This is a genomic window from Desulfobulbus sp., from assembly GCF_030824455.1.
GTDB lineage: Bacteria > Desulfobacterota > Desulfobulbia > Desulfobulbales > Desulfobulbaceae > Desulfobulbus.
The window spans coordinates 1-17,446 of sequence record NZ_JAVBXR010000037.1; the positions used below are offsets into that span (position 1 = coordinate 1).

Genomic DNA, 17,446 nt, shown 5'->3' on the forward strand with positions numbered 1-17,446 from the left:
GGTGGGAAAGAAGGCGGCCCTGGCGGCGCCGATATTGGCGTGCGCTCCCTTCAAGGCATGCTCGGCAGCCATAATGTCCGGTCGTTGGAGCAAAACTCGCGACGGCAGTTGGGCGGGCGGGCGAGCCGCCATCGTTTGCGCATTCAAAGGGGTCGCGTTTTTGAAAAAAGACGGTGGCAAAGGCGCGCCGACAAGCAACGTTAAACTGTTGATTTCCTGGGCAACCAGACGCTGGTACTTGACCAGATTGCCCTTGGCCGTTTCCAGGCTGGTGCGGGACTGGGCCAGATCCAGCTGGGTGGCAATCCCTTCCTTGGCGCGCTGCTCGATCAGCTGGAAGGATTCCTGCTCAATGCGCAGGGTGTCCTCGGTGATAGCCAGCAATTCATGATCGGCAAGCCAGGTGAGATAGGCCCTGGCCACTTCGGCCACCAGACTGATCTGGGCGCTTCGATAGGTTTCCTCCTGGGCCAGATACTGCTCCAGGGCCTGATCCTTGAGGTTGCGCACCCGGCCGTACAGGTCGAGCTCATATGCGGTGACGCCCACCGAGGCCGAATAAACCTCGCTGGTGGCATAGCCGCCGCCGCTCATCGTTCGCTGTTTGACGCCGCTGCCTTCAGCGTTGATGGAAGGAAACAACGCGGAACGCTGGATCCGGTACTGGGCCTGATAGGACTCGACATTGAGGGCCGACACCCGCAAATCGCGGTTGTTGACCAGGGCGGTGGTGATGAGTTGTTGCAGGCGGGGATCGGCAAAAAAATCGCGCCAGCCAAGCTCAGCGCTGACAGAGGCCGCATCCTTGACCGTCGCCGGACTGTTCTTCCCATCCTGGGCAGCCGGCAATTGCTCCGCCACCGGCAGTTCCGGCTGCCGGTATTCCGGGGCCAGCGAACAGCCGCCCAGCAGCATGAGCAACAGGCCGGCGGCGCATAATTGTGTGTGCATGGCGTTCATTTCACACCTCCCGTACCGGGCTCGACGCTTTCGACCATCGCCCGTTTTGTTTTAAACAATCGCAACACGACGACAAAGAAGAGAGGGATGAAAAAGATGGCCAACACCGTGGCCGACAGCATGCCGCCCAGCACGCCGGTGCCGATGGCGTTGCGGCTGTTGGCGCCGGCGCCGGTGCTGATCGCCAGCGGCAGAACGCCGAGCATAAAGGCCATTGACGTCATCAGAATCGGCCGCAGCCGCAGCCGGCAGGCATTGACCGTGGCCTCGACCAAATCCTTGCCTTTGTCGTAGCGCCGTTTGGCGAATTCAACGATCAAGATGGCGTTTTTAGCCGACAAGCCAATGGTGGTGAGCAAACCGACCTGGAAATAGACGTCGTTCTCCATGCCGCGGAAATAGGCGGCGGCCAGCGCGCCCAGAACACCGAGGGGCACGGCCAGAATGACTGAAAACGGCACCGACCAGCTCTCGTACAGAGCGGCCAGACAGAGAAAAACCACCAGAATCGAGATGGCGTACAGGGCCGGCGCCTGGGCTCCGGCCTGCTGCTCCTGGAAAGATGCGCCGGTCCATTCGTAGCCGATGCCGGCGGGGAGTTGGGCCACCAGCTCGCCAATGATCTTCATGGCGTCGCCGCTCGATTTGCCGGGCGCGGCCTCGCCGACGATCTCCACCGCCGAGTTGCCGTTGAACCGTTCCAGACGCGGAGAACCATAGCTCCAGTGGCCGCTGCTGAAGGAGGAGAACGGGGCCATTTCGCCGCTGGCGTTGCGAACGTACCAGTGAACGAGATCCTCAGGCTGCATCCGGTAGGGGGCGTCAGCCTGCACATACACCTTCTTCACCCGCCCCTGATGGACGAAGTCGTTGACATAGCTTGAACCCCAGGCGGTGGCCAGGGTGGTGTTGATGTCGCTCACCGTCACACCCAGCGCCATGGCCTTCTCAAAATCGATGTCCACGTTGTATTGGGGGGTATCCTCCATGCCGTTGGGCCGCACCCGAACCAGGTTAGGATTTTTGGCCGCCATCCCAAGCAGCATGTTGCGCGCCTCGATCAGTTTTTCATGGCCAAGACCGGCGCGATCCTGGAGATAGAAATCAAAACCAGTGGAGGAGCCCAGACTTGAGATTGCCGGCAGGTTAAACGCAAAGACCTGCGCCTCCTTGATCTGCATGAATTTCCCCATGGCCCGTTGAATGACCCCGTCCACCGACTGCTCGGGGCGCTTGCGCTCGCTCCAGTCGCGCAACTGGGCAAACACCATCCCCATATTCTGTCCTGAACCGGCAAAGCTGAACCCGGCCACGGTAAAGGCGGATTTGACGTTCTCCTTCTCGTCAATCAGGTAATGATCGCGCACCCGGTTGAGAATCGCCTTGGTGCGCTCCTGGGTGGCGCCGGTGGGCAACTGCACCATGGTGAGAAACACGCCCTGATCCTCCTCGGGCAGGAAGGAACTGGGCAGCTTGGTGAAGAGGAAGATCATGCCGCCGATGAGCAGCAGATAGATCAGGCTAAAACGGCCGGCACGCCCAAGCACATAGCTGACGCTGTTGCGATAGCTGTCGGCGCTGCGCTCGAAGGAGCGGTTGAACCAGCCAAAAAAACCGCGTTTTTGTTCGTGATGTCCTTTCTTAACCGGCTTGAGCAGGGTGGCGCACAGGGCCGGGGTCAGGATCAGAGCCACCAGCACCGAGAGCACCATGGCAGACACAATGGTCAGCGAGAACTGGCGATAGATGGCGCCGGTGGAGCCGCCGAAAAACGACATGGGCACAAACACGGCGGACAGGACGAGCGCGATGCCGATCAGGGCGCCGGTGATCTGATCCATGGATTTGCGGGTGGCCTCCAGCGGCGACAACCCCTGCTCGGCCATGATCCGCTCCACGTTTTCCACCACCACGATGGCGTCGTCGACCAGCAGACCGATGGCCAAAACCAGACCAAACATGGTCAGAGTGTTGATCGAAAAGCCAAAGGCCGACATGATGCCGAAGGTGCCGAGCATGACCACCGGCACGGCAATGGTCGGAATGAGGGTGGCCCGAAAATTCTGGAGGAAGAGATACATCACCAGAAAGACCAGGATAACGGCCTCCACCAGGGTATGGGCCACTTCCTCGATGGAAATTTTGATAAAGGTAGTGGTGTCGTAGGGATAGACCACGGACACGCCGGCCGGAAAGTAGGGCTGCAGCTCGGTGAGTTTGGCGCGTACCGCCTCGGCGGTGTCCAGGGCGTTGGCCCCGGTGGCGAGCAAGATCGCCATACCGGCTGCCGGCTTGGCGTTAAAGGTGGTGTCCGAATTGTAGCTCTCGCCGCCGATTTCCACCCGTGCCACATCCTTGAGCCGGATCTGGGAGCCGTCGCTGTTGACCTTCAGCAGAATTTGAGAGAACTGCTCAGGCGAACTCATCTTGGTCTGGGCCATCATGCTGGCATTGACCTGGGTGCCCGCAGTCGACGGCGTGCCGCCGAGATCGCCTACAGCCACCTGATTGTTCTGGGCCTGGATGGCTGATTTCACATCGACCGGGGTAAGCTGATAGCTGTTGAGTTTGTGGGGGTCAAGCCAGATGCGCATGGCGTATTGGCTGCCGAAAACCTGAATCGAGCCGACCCCGCGAGTCCGGCTAAGGGGATCGCGCAGGGTCGAAACCATGAAATCCGACAAGTCGTTTTTTTCCATACTGCCGTCTTCGGAGATCAGACCGACAATCATCAGGAAGGTCGAGTTGGACTTGGTCACCTGGACCCCTTCATCCTGCACCTCTTCAGGGAGGAGGCTCTCCGCCTGCTGCAGCTTGTTCTGCACCTGGACCTGGGCGATATCCGGGTCAGTGCCGGCCTCAAAGGTGAGGGTGATGCTGACCTCGCCCGAAGAAGAACTCTGCGAGTTCATATAGAGCAGGTTGTCAAGCCCACTCATGTTCTGTTCGATGATCTGGGTAACGCTGTCCTCGATGGTTTTGGCCGAGGCGCCGGGATATTTGGAGGTTATTTTTACCGCAGGCGGGGCAATCTCCGGGTATTGAGAAATCGGCAGTTTCAGGATCGACAGCGCGCCGGCCAGCATGATGACAATGGCGATGACCCAGGCAAAGATGGGTCGGTCAATAAAAAAGCGGGCCATGACTTACTCCGTTTTGGCTGTCGACTGCTTCGCGGTGGGGGCGGCAGAGGAGGTGGAATTGGTTTGAACGGACTCGGCGGCTGGTTGCTCAACAACCTTGACCGGGACGCCGGGTTTAATTTTCTGCAAACCGGCTACAATGACCTGCTCGCCGCTGGAAAGCCCCTGGCTGATCAGCACCTGATCGCCGACATTCTGGCTGGTCTGCACGATTCGGTTTTCAACGACAGACTGTTTGTTGACCACCATCACCGTGGCCTGGCCCTTGGTGTTGCGATTGACGCTGGCCGCCGGCACAAGAATGGCCTCGGGCTTGACGCCCTTGGCGATGCGCGCCCGCACGAACATCCCCGGCAAAAGTTCCTGATCGGGATTGCCGACGATGGCACGCAGGGTAACCGTGCCGGTGGTCTGGTTGACGGTGACGTCGGAAAATTCAAGGCTGCCGGCGTGGCGATACTCGCCGCCGCCTTCAAGCAGCACCTTGACTTCGGATTTGGGTTTTTCGCCGCCGGAAGCAACCCCTGCCGCCACCTCTTTTTTCAAGCTTAGGAGTTCGTCGCTGGACTGACTGACGTCCACATACAGGGGATCAAGCTGCTGAATCGTTGCCAGGGCGGCACTTTGCTGGGCGGTGACCAAGGCACCTTCGGTCACGGTCGACTTGCCGATCCGGCCGGTAATCGGGGCGGTCACTTTGGTGTACTCAAGATTGATCCGGGCGGTTGCCAGGGCCGCCTTGGCTGAGGCCACATCGGCCACCGCCTGCTTCCAGGAGGCGTCCATCTCAATCTGCTCCTGTTCGCTTACCGCTTTGGTGCGCACCAGCACCTGGTAGCGTTCCGCTTTGAGGCGGGCGGCGTGCTCCTGGGCTTCCGCCTTGGCAAGGGCGGCCTTGGCGCTGTCAAAACCCGCCTGATAGGTGTCGGGATCAATCTGATAGAGCAACTGCCCGGCCTTGACTTCGCTGCCCTCGGTGAACAATCGCTTCTGGATGATGCCGCCCACCTGGGGCCGAACCTCGGCGACGCGAAAAGCGGCGGTTCGCCCTGGCAGTTCCACGGCCAGGTTGACGGGTTGCGGCTTCAGGGTAACGACGTTGACCTCAACTGGAGCTCCAACTGGGGCAGCCTGCTGTGCGCTGTCCTTGCAGCCTCCGGCCAGCAGGCCCGTCACGAGAAACGGCAGGAAAACAATGGTGGTGCGAATATTTTTTTTCATGGATGACACGTCCTTAAAAGGGGCTCTCGTTACGAAATAAACACAACGGATAGAGCGAATGAATTGCACAGGCCTTATACATACATTCACGAATGTATGCAAACGTTTTTCAAAAAGCAACCCCTGACGCAAATTTTTCGCATCCCAGCGTTTATCCAGGCTGCCCCCTATCTCAGTTGGCTTGGCCCGAACGCCAAAGGCATGACATGTTTAATTTGCATAACAGCCGCAAAAAATGGGACCACGTCAAGCATCCATGTTCAGTGCCAATCTGAAGTCGCTACTGATGCATTGCGCGCAAACAGCACCCGCCAATTCGACGATCACCCCGATAACCCGTGGAAATTGAACAAGACAAGGACAGACCAAGGGATATTTCGCATGCGAAAACAAGCCCGTGGCAACAAATAGATGGGGGGAAGCATCCCGCTGGGAGCGGGATAGGCAAAAAAAAAGCCTGAGGGAAAATCCCCTCAGGCACAATGAACAAGACCATCAGCGGCGAAAACCGCAGTCGCGGTTATTCCACGGTCACGCTTTTCGCCAGGTTACGCGGTTGATCCACGTCGCACCCGCGCCGATTGGCGATTTCATAGGCGATCAACTGCGCCGGAATGGTGTAGAGCAACGGATTGAGATCCTCGCACACTTCGGGCAGATACAACACATCTTCGGTCAAGGTCGACAGATGCTCGTCGCCGCTGGTGCCGATCAGCACCAGTCGGCCCTGACGCGCTTTGATTTCCTCGACGTTGGAAACCACTTTAAGGTACACCGAATCACGCGGCGCTAGGGCCACGACCGGCATGTCGCGATCAATCAAGGCGATGGGGCCGTGTTTGAGTTCACCGGCGGCGTAGCCTTCCGCGTGGATATAGGAAATCTCCTTGAGTTTCAAAGCCCCTTCCAGGGCGATGGGATAATTAAGACCGCGCCCGACAAAGAGGAAATCTTTGGATTCATAATATCGCTCAATCAGCGTCTTGACCTCGGCCTGCAGACGGGGCAATTCCGTTTCAATCACGCCGGCCACGTCAATCAAAGCGGCGCCGAGCTTGCGTTGCGTCACCGGGTCAATGGTTTTGCGCACCTGCCCGAGATAGAGCGTAAGCAGAAAGAGCGCGGCCAACTGGCAGGTAAAGGCCTTGGTGGAGGCCACGCCAATTTCCGGTCCGGCATGGGTGTAGATGATGCCGTCGGCTTCGCGGGTCATGGTGGAGCCCACCACGTTGCAGACCGTCACCACTTTGGAGCCGAGCTGGGCGGCGCGGCGAATGCCCGCCAAGGTGTCGGCGGTCTCGCCGGACTGAGAAATGGCGATGGTCAGAACCCGTTCATTGACCAGGAGGCGGCGATAACGAAATTCCGAGGCAATATCGACCTCAACCGGAATGCCCACCCATTTTTCAATCCAGTATTTGGCGATCAGGGCCGCATGCCAGGAGGTGCCGCAGGCGACCAGGGCAATGCGCTCGATGTTGTTGACGGCCGCCGGGTCAAGGCCAATCTCCGGCAGATCCACCACGCCGGTGTCCGGAACAATCCGGCCGCTGACCGTGTTGAGAATAGCCTGCGGTTGCTCGAAAATCTCTTTGAGCATGAAATGGCGATACCCGGCCTTTTCCGCCATCGAGGCGTTCCAATCGATCACTGAGATGGTCTTCTCCAGAGGACAGCCGTCATCCACCTTGAGGATGGAGTAGGTCCCCTTGCGCAGCACCGCCATCTCGCAGTCGTCCAGAAAGATCACCTCGCGGGTGTAGGGCAGAAGCGCCGGGATGTCGGAGGCAATGTAGCAGGCGTCGCTGGCCACACCCATCACCAGTGGACTGTGATTGCGGGCCGCCACCAGCAGTTCCGGCTCTTTGGCCCAGAGCACGCCAATGGCGTAGGAGCCCTCGACCCGAGCCAGGGCGGCGCGAACCGCTGCAACCAGGTCGCCCTGCAGGCAGTCTTCAATCAGATGCGCCAGCACCTCGGTGTCGGTTTCCGAGGTAAAAACGTGCCCTTTGGCGGTCAGTTCGTTTTTCAGCGAACTGTAGTTTTCGATGATGCCGTTATGGACCACCACCAACTCGCCGGTGCAATCAGTGTGCGGATGGGCGTTGTTTTCGGTGGGTGCGCCGTGGGTGGCCCAGCGGGTGTGGCCAAGACCAACGCCGCTGGCCACGCCGACGTGTTCGTCAACCACGGCCTCAAGATTGGCCAGCTTGCCCTTGGCCCGATAGCGGACCAATTGGTTGTCAAACTGATAGACCAGCCCAGCGGAATCATACCCTCGATACTCAAGTCGCCTCAACCCTTCAAGGAGAATGGGCACCACCCTTCTACTGCCTACATACCCTACAATTCCACACATTTGATCGCCCTCGCAAATATTTTGAGCCAGACATCGCCAACAATGGATTCAGTATCGTCGAGCCCGCCGACAAATGCAAGCAATACCAGCAGGAAAGCAGCCCTCCTGCCCGGCGCCGGCCGCTCAACAACAGGAAAAAACACCGGCCCGCCAGCTTTTTGTGTGCGGGGGCCCGATTTTCACGGTAATAGTGGTTTCCAAAATGCGCGACTGACAAAAAATTCTTTTGCATCCGCCTCAAAAACGTATACCCTTTTTTTATATTTTTACCAAAATTGGATATTTGCATGAACGAACAACAACGGCTCAAGGAACTGCTCCTTCAAAAATCCTATCGTCAGGGCTCCTTCACCCTGACTTCGGGCAAAACCTCCGATTTCTACGTCGACGGCAAGCAAACCACCCTCGACGCCGAAGGCGGCTACCTCTGCGGACGGCTCCTGTTTGATTTGATCCGTCAGCATCCGGAACCGATTGTCGGCGTCGGCGGCATGACCCTGGGCGCCGATCCGCTGGTCACGGCGGTCTCCCTTGTCAGCTATCTCGAAAAAGCGCCGATCCCGGCTTTTATCGTGCGCAAGGAGGCCAAGGGCCACGGCACCGGCAACTACATCGAAGGCAAGAACAATCTACCCCAGGGTGGACTGGTCGCTCTGATCGAGGATGTGGTCACCACCGGCGGCACCCTGCTGAAAGTCATTGAACGGGTGGAAAACGAAGGATTCAAGGTCGGCCTGGTCGCCACCATTGTTGATCGCCAGGAGGGCGGAGCAGAAGCGCTTGCAGCTAAGGGCTATCCCCTCAAGGCGGTCTTTACCCGCGAACAACTCATTGGCAAGGCTCAGCAAACGTGAAATGCAAAGAATGCGGTGAAACATTACAGGTGCAGCGGCGGTGCCGGCAGGTGCGGCTCCGCTGCACCGGGTGCCAGAAGGAGTATCAGATCCATGAAGTGGCGACTGATCTTGATCCGGAAACCGAAGCGGAACTGGAACGGTTCACCTGCATCATTTACGACTGAACCGGGTGATTAACGGCAATGGCGCATCTCAAGGTCCACGTCCGCGACAACAACACGGCAACCCTTATCTGTCCTGCCTGCGGGGCCGTAAAGCATTTCGCCGCCGACCGGTATCGGCACAGCCGGCACACCATTTCAGTCCGTTGCCGATGCCAGCAGGTGTTCTCGCTGCTGCTTGACTTTCGCCGCCACTACCGCAAACAGACCAGCCTCCCCGGCACGTACGAAATCCTCAGCGAGGGTGGGGTCGGGGGCGGCATCATCCACATCAACGACATTTCCCGAGGCGGTCTCGGTTTCACCGTTTCAGGGCTGCACCGGATTGAAAAAGACCAAGAACTGCAGGTCGAATTTCAGCTCAACGACAAGAAAAAAACCGTGCTCAAACGACGGATGCTGGTCAAATCAGTCCAGCAAAACAGCGTTGGTTGCCAGTTTGAAGACGCTGCTGAAATGGAACGGGCCCTGGGATTTTTCCTCCACAGCTAATCGGTTTCCTCTTCTCCCTCTCCCTCACTGTCCCCATCCTGTTCCTGGTCCGACCAGGCGTCGCCCGCAAGCGCGTCCCGGCGCAGCATATCCTGCGCCCGCGCCAGCAGCGGCTCCAGCGTGCCCGCATCCAGGGCGCTGATCCCCACCCCTTCCCCTGTTAGCGCCAACTGCAATTGCTCTTCCGGCGGGAGCCGATCCATCTTGTTGAACACCTTGAGGCAGGGAATGGCGTCCAGCTCCAATTCAGCCAGCAGCCCCTCCACCACCTCCACTTGCTGCCGCCAGGCCGGGTTAGCGACGTCGATCACATGCAGGAGCAGATCAGCCTCGAACAGTTCCTCCAAGGTCGACTCAAAGGCCTTGAGCAGTTCGGCCGGCAGGTTGCGGATAAAACCGACGGTGTCGGTGATGATCACCTCCATGTCCTCAGGGAAACGCAACCGGCGGCTGGTGGGGTCCAGGGTGGCGAACAGCAGATCCTCGGCCTGGATCTCGCTTTTGGTCAGGGTGTTGAGCAGGGTGGATTTACCAGCGTTGGTGTAGCCAACCAGGGAAATCACCGGCACGTCGCGTTTGCGGCGACGGCTGCGCCGGTGGTAGCGCTGCGCCCCCACGGCCTTCAATTCCTTGCCCAAACGGGTGATGCGGTCGTTGATCCGCCGCTTGTCGATCTCCAGGCGGGTCTCGCCCGGTCCGCGCGCGCCGATGCCGCCGGTGAGCCGGGACAGGGCGTCGTCGCGGGTGGTCAGTTTGGGCAGCAGGTATTTGAGCTGCGCCATCTCGATCTGCAGTTTACCCTCGCGGGAGCGGGCCCGACTGGCAAAAATGTCGAGGATCAGCTGGGTGCGGTCAATCACCCGCAGGTCGGTGTGATCGGTGACCGAACGGATCTGCGAGGGGCTGAGTTCCTGATCAAAGAGCAGCAGATTGGCCCCGAGACGCAGGCTCATCAGCACGATTTCCACCAATTTGCCGCGCCCAAGGATGAACCGGGGATGGATGTGCTTGCGCCGCTGGATCACCTGGGCCAAAACCTCGACCCCGGCCGAGCGGGCCAGTTCAACCAATTCGGCCATGGAATCCTCGGCCTCGCCGCGGCCGCCGGTGGTCACCGAGACCAGGATGGCCCGATCCTTGCCCTTGTCAACTTCTCGCACCGGCCGCTCGCGGACGAACTCCTCTTCCAGAGCCTCGATCAGCTCGATGCAGGATTGGCTTTGATTGGCGGGATGGACCGGCGCCAGGGCGGCCCAGTCGCGGCCGTCGACCTGCAGGGGGATGAGGTGCGCGGCATGGAGCAGATCGGGCAGGCCGTCGCGGATGGTGAGCACCGCCATCAGATCAAGCCGCAGGCAGGCCAGATCCATGACGTCTTCCTCGCTGATTGCCGTCGTTCCCCCGCCGAGCAGGGTGTGCACGCAGCGCAGGCCGCGCAGACGGCCGCCGCTGGCGCCGACGTTGGCCAGGGCCGGGATGGTGATGCGGTCGTAGTCGCCGACAATCACGGTTTCAATCTGGCCGGAGCGATGAATCAGCAGGCCGACCCGACGATTGAGCTCGGTTGAAATCGCGGCCAGGGCGCGGGCGGTTTCGCGGCCGACGATTTCATCGGGCGCGCCCTTTTTTTGCGCGAGCCGTTCCAGGTCCCGCAGTTGTTTGGGCTTAAGTCCGTTGGTGTTGCCGGTGACCGTAGCGATGGCCCACTCCTTGGATTGAAGAAAAAGTTAGCAGGGGGCGCTCCCCGGCGTGCGCGGAAAAGGAATGACGTCGCGGATGTTCTGCATGCCGGTGACAAACTGCACCAACCGCTCAAACCCAAGGCCAAACCCGGCATGGGGCACGGAACCATAACGCCGCAGATCCAGATACCAGCCGTATTGCTCCCGATCCAGCCCGGCCCCCGCCATCCGCGCCGCCAGCACGTCATACCGCTCCTCGCGCTGACTGCCGCCGACCAGTTCGCCGATGCCGGCCACCAGAATGTCCATGGCCGCCACGGTTCGGCCGTCGTCGTCAAGCCGCATGTAAAAGGGTTTGATGTTCTCGGGATAATTGGTGACGATCACCGGCGCGCCGGCCACCTCCTCGCAGAGATAGCGCTCGTGCTCGGCCTGCAGGTCAATGCCCCACTGCACCGGAAATTCAAATCCCCGGCCCGAGCGCTCCAGTTCGGCCACGGCCTCGGTATAGGTAAAATGGACAAAGGGCCGGTCGCGGACCAGGGTGAGTTTGTCGATCAGCCCCTTGGCGACGTGCTGCTCAAACAGGGCAAGATCCGCCGCGCATTCGTCAAGAGCCGCAGCGACCAGGGCTTTGATCATGGTCTCGGCCATGGCCATGTCGCCGGCCAAATCGCAGAAAGCCATCTCCGGCTCAAGCATCCAGAACTCGGCCAAGTGCCTGCTGGTGTTGGAATTTTCTGCCCGGAAGGTCGGCCCGAAGGTGTACACCAAGCCATGGGAGAGGGCGTAGATTTCGGCCTGCAACTGGCCGCTGACCGTCAAACCGGCCCGCCGGCCGAAAAAATCGCCGGCAAAGGGCGCCGCGCCCTGCAGTTGCCCCGGCTCCAGGGCGGTCACGGTGAACATTTCGCCCGCACCCTCGCAATCGGAGGTGGTGATCACCGGGGTGTGCACCTGAAGAAAACCCTGCTGGTGAAAAAACCGATGAATGGCGAAACTGAGCGCGCTGCGCACCCTGGTCACCGCACCCAGGGCGTTGGTGCGCGACCGGAGATGGGCGATTGAGCGGAGGAACTCGAAACTGTGCCGTTTTTTCTGCAGCGGATAGGTCTCGGGATCAGCCCAGCCGATCACCTCAATCGATGCGGCCCGGACCTCCACCGCCTGCCCCTTGGCCGGCGAGGCCACCAAGGCGCCCTGCACCCGCAGCGAGCAGCCAGTGCTCAGTTTTTTTACCTCGGATTCATAATTATCGAGCTGATCTTCGACGATCACCTGCAGATTGGCCAGGCAGGAACCGTCGTTGATCTCGAGAAAGGAGAGCCCGCCCGAGTCGCGCCGGGTGCGCAGCCAGCCGCAGATCGTCACTGTCTCGCCCACCGCCTGTTGCCGCAGGATGTCGAGAATTCGTGTATTGAGGCGCATAACCTTGCTCCTGGAACGATGCTTTTTGTTTTTAGTAGCGCAGATCGCCGTGTTCGTCCTCGCACAGTCCAACCACAACCAGCCCGGCGCGATCCGCCGCCGCAACCATGGCCGCCCGGTCAAACAGCAGCGATTGCCCGGCCTCCACAGCCAGCACCGCGCCCTTGACCGAGGCCAGGGTGTCGATGGTCTTGGGGCCTGTGGCCGGCAGATCAAAACGGAAATCCTGGTCCGGCTTTTTCAATTTGACCACCACCGCTCCGGAGCCGGCCAGTTCCCCGCCCCGACGGATGGCGGCGTCGGTGCCTTCAATGGCTTCCACCGCCAGCACGCTGCGGTCGCGGACCACCACGCACTGGCCGATGTCGAGCCGCCCGACCTCGCGGGCCACCTTCCAGCCGAAACGGATGTCCTCCATCTGCGCGGCCGACGGTTTTTTACGGGTGAGCACGCCTTGCGGAAAAAAAAGGCGGTCCAGATAGCAGGTCGAGGCAAGCACGCGAATGCCCTCCTCTTCCAGGCTGGCGGCCACGGCCCGGAGAATGGAGTCGTCCAGCCGGGAATCAATCTTGTTCCACAGGGAAAGCCCCTTCAGATCCGGCAGGATGTCGTGAAAAATGCGCGTCTTGGTGATGGTGCCGGCGAACACCGTTTCGGCCACCGCCTCCAGACGAAAATACTTAATGATCTTACCGAGTTGCCCCAGCTTCACCCAATAGACGACGTCGGCCTGATCTTCAATCTCGGGCGCCGTTTCGTTGACGTGAGCAATGGCCACCACCCGCCGTCCCCGCGCCCGCGCCGCTTCGGCAAAAAGCAGCGGAAATTGGCCGCCGCCGGCAATCAGGCCGATGGCAGAGGTCGGCGTCTCGTCAATCATCGAGGGTCCGTTTGACCACGCCGCGTTTGGTGGTGCGGAAAAAATCGACCATCTGCTGCACCTCAATGCAGTCCTGCATCTCCTCTTCCAGCTTGGCCAGCGAATCTTTGAGCAGCAATTCCGGCGAACGGAACAGAATTTTGAAGGACTCTTCGAGGTTCTTGATGGTTTCCCGATCCATGCCCGAGCGCCGCAGGCCGATCTTATTGATGCCGGCGATGCGCATTTGATTGCGGGTGCCTTCCATGATCACATAGGGCGGCACGTCCAGGCCGATGCCCGACATGCCGCCGATATAGGCGTAATCGCCAATGCGGCAGAACTGATGCACGCCGACCATGCCGCCGAGATTGGCGTGGCTGCCGATCTCCACATGTCCGGCCAGGGTGGCGAGATTGGCCATGATTACATGGTCAGCCAGGATGCAGTCGTGGGCGATGTGGCAGTAGGCCATGACCATGTTGTTGTTGCCGATCAGGGTCTTGCCGCTGGCCTTGACCGTGGCCCGATGAATGGAGACGTACTCGCGGATCTGGTTGTCGTCGCCGATGATCAGTTCGGTGGGCTCGCCCTTGTAATGGCTGTCCTGCGGCGGCACGCCGATGGTGGCAAAGGAGCCGATAATGTTGCGGGCCCCGAGGGTGGTGTGGCCGGAGACCACTGCGTGGGCGCAAATGCGGGTTTCCGGGCCAATCTTCACCGGACCGTCGATAACGGCATAAGGTTCGACAATCACCGAACCGTCAAGTTGCGCGCTGGGGTCGATGACCGCCGTGGGATGTATAGACATGAATCTTTCCTGGAATGAATATAAAAAAAGCGGCGTCGCAATCAACCGCCCGATCGCGCAGGCTGTAAGCGTCTGCGGAATCCGCCCGAATCAGGCGAAACTTGCCATCAACTCGGCCTCGGTGGCCAGTTGCTCGTCGACATAGGCCTTGCCGGTCATTTTGGTTATTTTGCCCTTTTGCTTAATCAATTCAAGCCGCAGCACCAGCTGATCGCCCGGCCGCACCACCCGGCGAAACCGGGCCTTGTCGACGCCGGCGAAATACACCAGTCGCCCGATCATCTCGGCGTCCGAAAGACAGGCCAGAATGCCGCCGACCTGGGCCATGGCCTCCAGAATAAGCACCCCGGGCATAACCGGTTCGCCAGGGAAATGGCCCTGAAAAAACGGCTCGTTGAAGGTCACGTTTTTGATGCCGGTGATGGATTTCCCTTTTTCCAGTTCGACAATGCGATCCACCAGAAGAAAAGGATACCGGTGCGGCAAAATTTCCATTATCCCTTTGACGTCAATGGGCAGCTGCACATCCATCGTTTGTGTTGTCATGAATTTTCCTGTTGTTGTTCCGTGTTGTCGAGAAGACCGGCAAGCCGATCCACCTCTTTGCGCAGCCGCCGCAGTTCCTTGGCCATCTCGGGCAACCGGCTGTAGACGGCCGTGGCCCGCCCCCAGCTCTTGGCCTCAAAAGCAGGACACCCGCCGACCACCGCGCCCTTGGGTTGGTTGTTGTGAATGCCGCTCATCGCCGCCGCCATCACCTGATCGCCCAGATGGAGGTGCCCGGCAACACCGGCCTTGGCCCCGAGCACCACGTTGCGGCCCAGGGTGGTGCTGCCGGCGATTCCGGTCTGAGCCACCAGAATCGAATTTTCTCCGACCACCACGTTGTGCCCGACCATCACCAGATTGTCGATGCGCGTCCCGGATTTGATCCAGGTAACGCCAAAGGCGGCCCGGTCAACGCAGGAATTGGCCCCGATCTCGACGTCGTCGTCGATCTGCACCGTGCCGACCTGCGGCTTTTTATAATGCACGCCCATCCGGTCAGTGGCAAAGCCAAAGCCGTCGCTGCCGATCACCGCCCCATGGTGAAGAATGACGCGTTTGCCAATGGTGCAGCGTTCCGCCACGGTCACGTTGGCGTGAATGACGGCGTCGTCGCCAATAACCACGTCGTTGCCGATCACCGCGCCGGGGTGAATGGTCACGCGCTCGCCAAGCCGGACCCGGTCGCCCAGGCAGGCCAATGGAGCGATGGTCGTCTCCGAGGGAATGGCGCAGTCTTCGCCCACCACTGCCGAGGGGTGCACGCCCCGGGCGCGAAAGGGCTCGGCAAGCAGAAAGGTGTGAATCCGGGCGGCGGCCAGCGACGGCTGGTCGGTGACAATAACCGGCAGGGTCAGGCAGTCGGCGGCAAGGTCGGTCGGCACAATGCAGGCCGAAGCACAACAGGTTTCGGGCAGCGGCCACTGCTTTTTGTCGAGGATGAAGGTAATCTCGCCGGCCTGGGCATGGTCAATGCCGCCCAAACCGCGAATGACGAGGTTCGGGTCGCCGGCCGCCCTTCCCCCCACCAGATCCGCCAGTTGCTGCAGGGTCGATTCGCGGGACACGGGTGCAAACTCCACAATGAAGGGTTCTATGGCCTCGAAATCGCGGGCTGAGCCCGAGTTCCCAGGGATTGTTCCAAGTAAACTCCAAGTAAACTCCAAGTAAAAATGGAAGGGGCGAGAATACTGCACTTTCGCTTAATCGTAAAGCAAAACAGCGCGCCGCCGCTCCTGGTACTGATCCAGTTCGGCCTGCCAGCCGCGCTCTAACTCCATAATGGGGACGCCGTTTTCCAGGTCCTCGCGGATCGCCCGGTCGCCGATGATCAGGTCCATGGGCAGCCGCTCGAATTCATATTCATAAGGCGGCTGCTTGTAGGCAAACTGCTCGGGATAGAGACGGCGGATGGCCTGCAGCAGGGCCAAACTGGTGCGGTAGGGCCGGAAGGCTTCGGCGTCGATCACGTGAATCTGAAACCCGTTGCAGGCCTGGCCCATCCACTTGCCCGAGGTCGGCTCGAAACGCAGGGGGCGCAAACAGCAGCCCGGCAGTTCGGTGGCCCGGAGGCAATCGAGCACAGCGCCATGTTCTATAAACGGCGCGCCAAACAGTTCAAACGGCAGGGTCGTGCCCCTGGCCTCGGAGATGTTGGTCCCCTCCCAGATCACCTGCCCCGGATAGACCAGGGCCGCCGTAAACGACGGCATGTTGGGCGAGGGAAAAACCCAGGGGAAACCCGTGGCCGGGAATAGCATGTTGCGTTTCCAGCCGCTCATCCGGACGACCTCCAACTCGGCGCCAATCGCCAGTTCCTGGTTGCACAGCAGGGCCAGTTCGCCCAGGGTCAGGCCGTGGCGCATGGGGATGGCGCACCGGCCGACAAAGGACGCGCAATCCTCGCGCAGGACATTGCCCTCCACCAGATGCCCGCCGATGGGGTTGGGCCGGTCGAGGATCATTATTTTCACCCCGGTTGCAGCGGCGGTCTCCAAACAATGGACCACGGTCCAGATGAAGGTATAGACGCGGGTGCCGACATCAATCAGATCAACCAGCAGCACGTCGATGTCGGCAAACATCGACGGATAGGGTTTGCGGGTTTCACCGTAGAGCGAGTAGACCGGCAGGCCGCTGACCAGGTCCTGCCCGTGGCCGGACTCGATCATATTGTCCTGTTTTTCGCTGAAAAAACCATGCTGCGGTGAAAACAGACAGGTCAACTGGCCGGGAAAGGCGGCTGTTAACAGGTCGCGACTATGCACGAATCGGCTGTCAGTGGATGCCTGGTTGCATAAAAGGCCCAGCCGCTTGCCGTCTAAACCAGCGGCGGCGGATCGGCACAACTGCTCAAGTCCTGTCTGCATCAAAAAACCTCCATGAGCTTCCCCGGGGAATGATCGGAATAATCAAAGACCTCCGTTATTTAGCCAACCCAACCAACTTCGTCAAGCGGACAACCTCCCCTGCCCCTGGAAAACGGCGCTGAAGGCCTGCCGCCTGGATGCAACCACCCAGGCCAACCGAGCGGTGCAAATTTTTATTTCTCTATTATTAATAATAAAAACAATGTATTAACCAAAAAATACCATTCACCTGTTCAAAATTTTGTATTTTTTTACGCAAAGCATATTGCAGTCGATGAACTGATTTGTTATAGTTCAATTAACAAGATGCGAGGTACCCCGGCGAACTCGCCAAAGATGGATCGCATCTGGTTATGGATTGTTTTTTTGGGCAATAACGCCCAGGTGTTCATAAAGTCTCACATGTAGGAGAAAGAATATGAAAAAAGTATTGAGCGTCATGGCTGTATCAGCTTTTGTACTGACCGCAGGCGTAGCACTGGCCGGCGGCCCTGGCAAGAAAATGGACGCTGGTTGCCCGGAAGCATGCCAGCAGCAGATCGATGATCTGAACTCTTC

At 59.6% G+C, this 17,446-nt stretch carries 14 protein-coding genes; 3 read left to right on the forward strand and 11 right to left on the reverse strand.

The window, feature by feature from the left end:
• The 4 genes from RCH93_RS06510 to glmS all read right to left on the reverse strand — a co-directional run.
• Positions 1-951: efflux transporter outer membrane subunit (locus tag RCH93_RS06510; RefSeq protein WP_306547518.1), on the reverse strand; the 951-nt coding region annotated here is incomplete at its 3' end.
• A 5-nt stretch (positions 952-956) separates the two neighbouring features.
• Positions 957-4,103: an efflux RND transporter permease subunit gene (locus RCH93_RS06515; RefSeq protein ID WP_306547519.1), complete on the reverse strand. Its 3,147-nt coding sequence runs from the start codon at positions 4,101-4,103 to the stop codon at positions 957-959.
• A 3-nt stretch (positions 4,104-4,106) separates the two neighbouring features.
• Positions 4,107-5,324 carry an efflux RND transporter periplasmic adaptor subunit gene (locus RCH93_RS06520; protein WP_306547520.1) on the reverse strand — a complete coding sequence of 406 codons (1,218 nt, stop codon included), beginning with the start codon at positions 5,322-5,324 and terminating at the stop codon, positions 4,107-4,109.
• Between the two features lie 520 nt (positions 5,325-5,844).
• Positions 5,845-7,683, reverse strand: coding sequence for a glutamine--fructose-6-phosphate transaminase (isomerizing) (gene glmS, locus RCH93_RS06525; RefSeq protein WP_306547521.1), 1,839 nt, complete (start codon positions 7,681-7,683; stop codon positions 5,845-5,847).
• Between the two features lie 287 nt (positions 7,684-7,970).
• Here glmS and pyrE point away from each other — a divergent pair, with 287 nt between their 5' ends.
• From pyrE to RCH93_RS06540, 3 genes are read left to right on the forward strand one after another with little or no spacing between them, the layout of a single operon-like run.
• A complete protein-coding gene (gene pyrE, locus RCH93_RS06530) occupies positions 7,971-8,537 on the forward strand; it encodes an orotate phosphoribosyltransferase (RefSeq protein WP_306547522.1) in 567 nt (188 codons plus the stop codon).
• Positions 8,534-8,704: a dual CXXC motif small (seleno)protein gene (locus tag RCH93_RS06535; RefSeq protein ID WP_306547523.1), complete on the forward strand. Its 171-nt coding sequence runs from the start codon at positions 8,534-8,536 to the stop codon at positions 8,702-8,704. The genes pyrE and RCH93_RS06535 overlap by 4 nt, the downstream gene beginning before the upstream one ends.
• 18 nt (positions 8,705-8,722) lie before the next feature.
• On the forward strand, positions 8,723-9,193 hold the full coding sequence (locus RCH93_RS06540; RefSeq protein ID WP_306547524.1) for a PilZ domain-containing protein: 471 nt from the start codon (positions 8,723-8,725) through the stop codon (positions 9,191-9,193).
• Here RCH93_RS06540 and hflX read toward each other — a convergent pair.
• From hflX to RCH93_RS06575, 7 genes are all read right to left on the reverse strand, one after another.
• Positions 9,190-10,893 (reverse strand): GTPase HflX, encoded by a 1,704-nt coding sequence (gene hflX, locus RCH93_RS06545; RefSeq protein WP_373693267.1) that lies wholly within the window; start codon positions 10,891-10,893, stop codon positions 9,190-9,192. The genes RCH93_RS06540 and hflX overlap by 4 nt on opposite strands.
• Before the next feature lie 27 nt (positions 10,894-10,920).
• Positions 10,921-12,303 (reverse strand): asparagine--tRNA ligase, encoded by a 1,383-nt coding sequence (asnS, locus tag RCH93_RS06550; protein ID WP_306547526.1) that lies wholly within the window; start codon positions 12,301-12,303, stop codon positions 10,921-10,923.
• A 31-nt stretch (positions 12,304-12,334) separates the two neighbouring features.
• On the reverse strand, positions 12,335-13,183 hold the full coding sequence (locus tag RCH93_RS06555) for an LpxI family protein (protein ID WP_306547527.1): 849 nt from the start codon (positions 13,181-13,183) through the stop codon (positions 12,335-12,337).
• Positions 13,176-13,973, reverse strand: coding sequence for an acyl-ACP--UDP-N-acetylglucosamine O-acyltransferase (gene lpxA, locus RCH93_RS06560; RefSeq protein ID WP_306547528.1), 798 nt, complete (start codon positions 13,971-13,973; stop codon positions 13,176-13,178). The genes RCH93_RS06555 and lpxA overlap by 8 nt, the downstream gene beginning before the upstream one ends.
• Before the next feature lie 90 nt (positions 13,974-14,063).
• Positions 14,064-14,519: a 3-hydroxyacyl-ACP dehydratase FabZ gene (fabZ, locus tag RCH93_RS06565; protein ID WP_306547529.1), complete on the reverse strand. Its 456-nt coding sequence runs from the start codon at positions 14,517-14,519 to the stop codon at positions 14,064-14,066.
• Positions 14,516-15,586 carry a UDP-3-O-(3-hydroxymyristoyl)glucosamine N-acyltransferase gene (lpxD, locus tag RCH93_RS06570; protein WP_306547530.1) on the reverse strand — a complete coding sequence of 357 codons (1,071 nt, stop codon included), beginning with the start codon at positions 15,584-15,586 and terminating at the stop codon, positions 14,516-14,518. The genes fabZ and lpxD overlap by 4 nt, the downstream gene beginning before the upstream one ends.
• A gap of 135 nt (positions 15,587-15,721) precedes the next feature.
• Positions 15,722-16,891, reverse strand: coding sequence for an exo-beta-N-acetylmuramidase NamZ domain-containing protein (locus tag RCH93_RS06575; RefSeq protein ID WP_373693266.1), 1,170 nt, complete (start codon positions 16,889-16,891; stop codon positions 15,722-15,724).
• Positions 16,892-17,446 lie beyond the last annotated feature (555 nt).

Excerpts from the sequence above, each read along its gene's own strand:
- RCH93_RS06515 (WP_306547519.1), bottom strand. The coding sequence starts at position 4,103 with ATGGCCCGCTTTTTTATTGACCGACCCATCTTTGCCTGGGTCATCGCC.
- RCH93_RS06520 (WP_306547520.1), bottom strand. The coding sequence starts at position 5,324 with ATGAAAAAAAATATTCGCACCACCATTGTTTTCCTGCCGTTTCTCGTG.
- glmS (WP_306547521.1), bottom strand. The coding sequence starts at position 7,683 with ATGTGTGGAATTGTAGGGTATGTAGGCAGTAGAAGGGTGGTGCCCATT.
- pyrE (WP_306547522.1), top strand. The coding sequence starts at position 7,971 with ATGAACGAACAACAACGGCTCAAGGAACTGCTCCTTCAAAAATCCTAT.
- RCH93_RS06540 (WP_306547524.1), top strand. The coding sequence starts at position 8,723 with ATGGCGCATCTCAAGGTCCACGTCCGCGACAACAACACGGCAACCCTT.
- asnS (WP_306547526.1), bottom strand. The coding sequence starts at position 12,303 with ATGCGCCTCAATACACGAATTCTCGACATCCTGCGGCAACAGGCGGTG.
- RCH93_RS06555 (WP_306547527.1), bottom strand. The coding sequence starts at position 13,183 with ATGATTGACGAGACGCCGACCTCTGCCATCGGCCTGATTGCCGGCGGC.
- lpxA (WP_306547528.1), bottom strand. The coding sequence starts at position 13,973 with ATGTCTATACATCCCACGGCGGTCATCGACCCCAGCGCGCAACTTGAC.
- fabZ (WP_306547529.1), bottom strand. The coding sequence starts at position 14,519 with ATGACAACACAAACGATGGATGTGCAGCTGCCCATTGACGTCAAAGGG.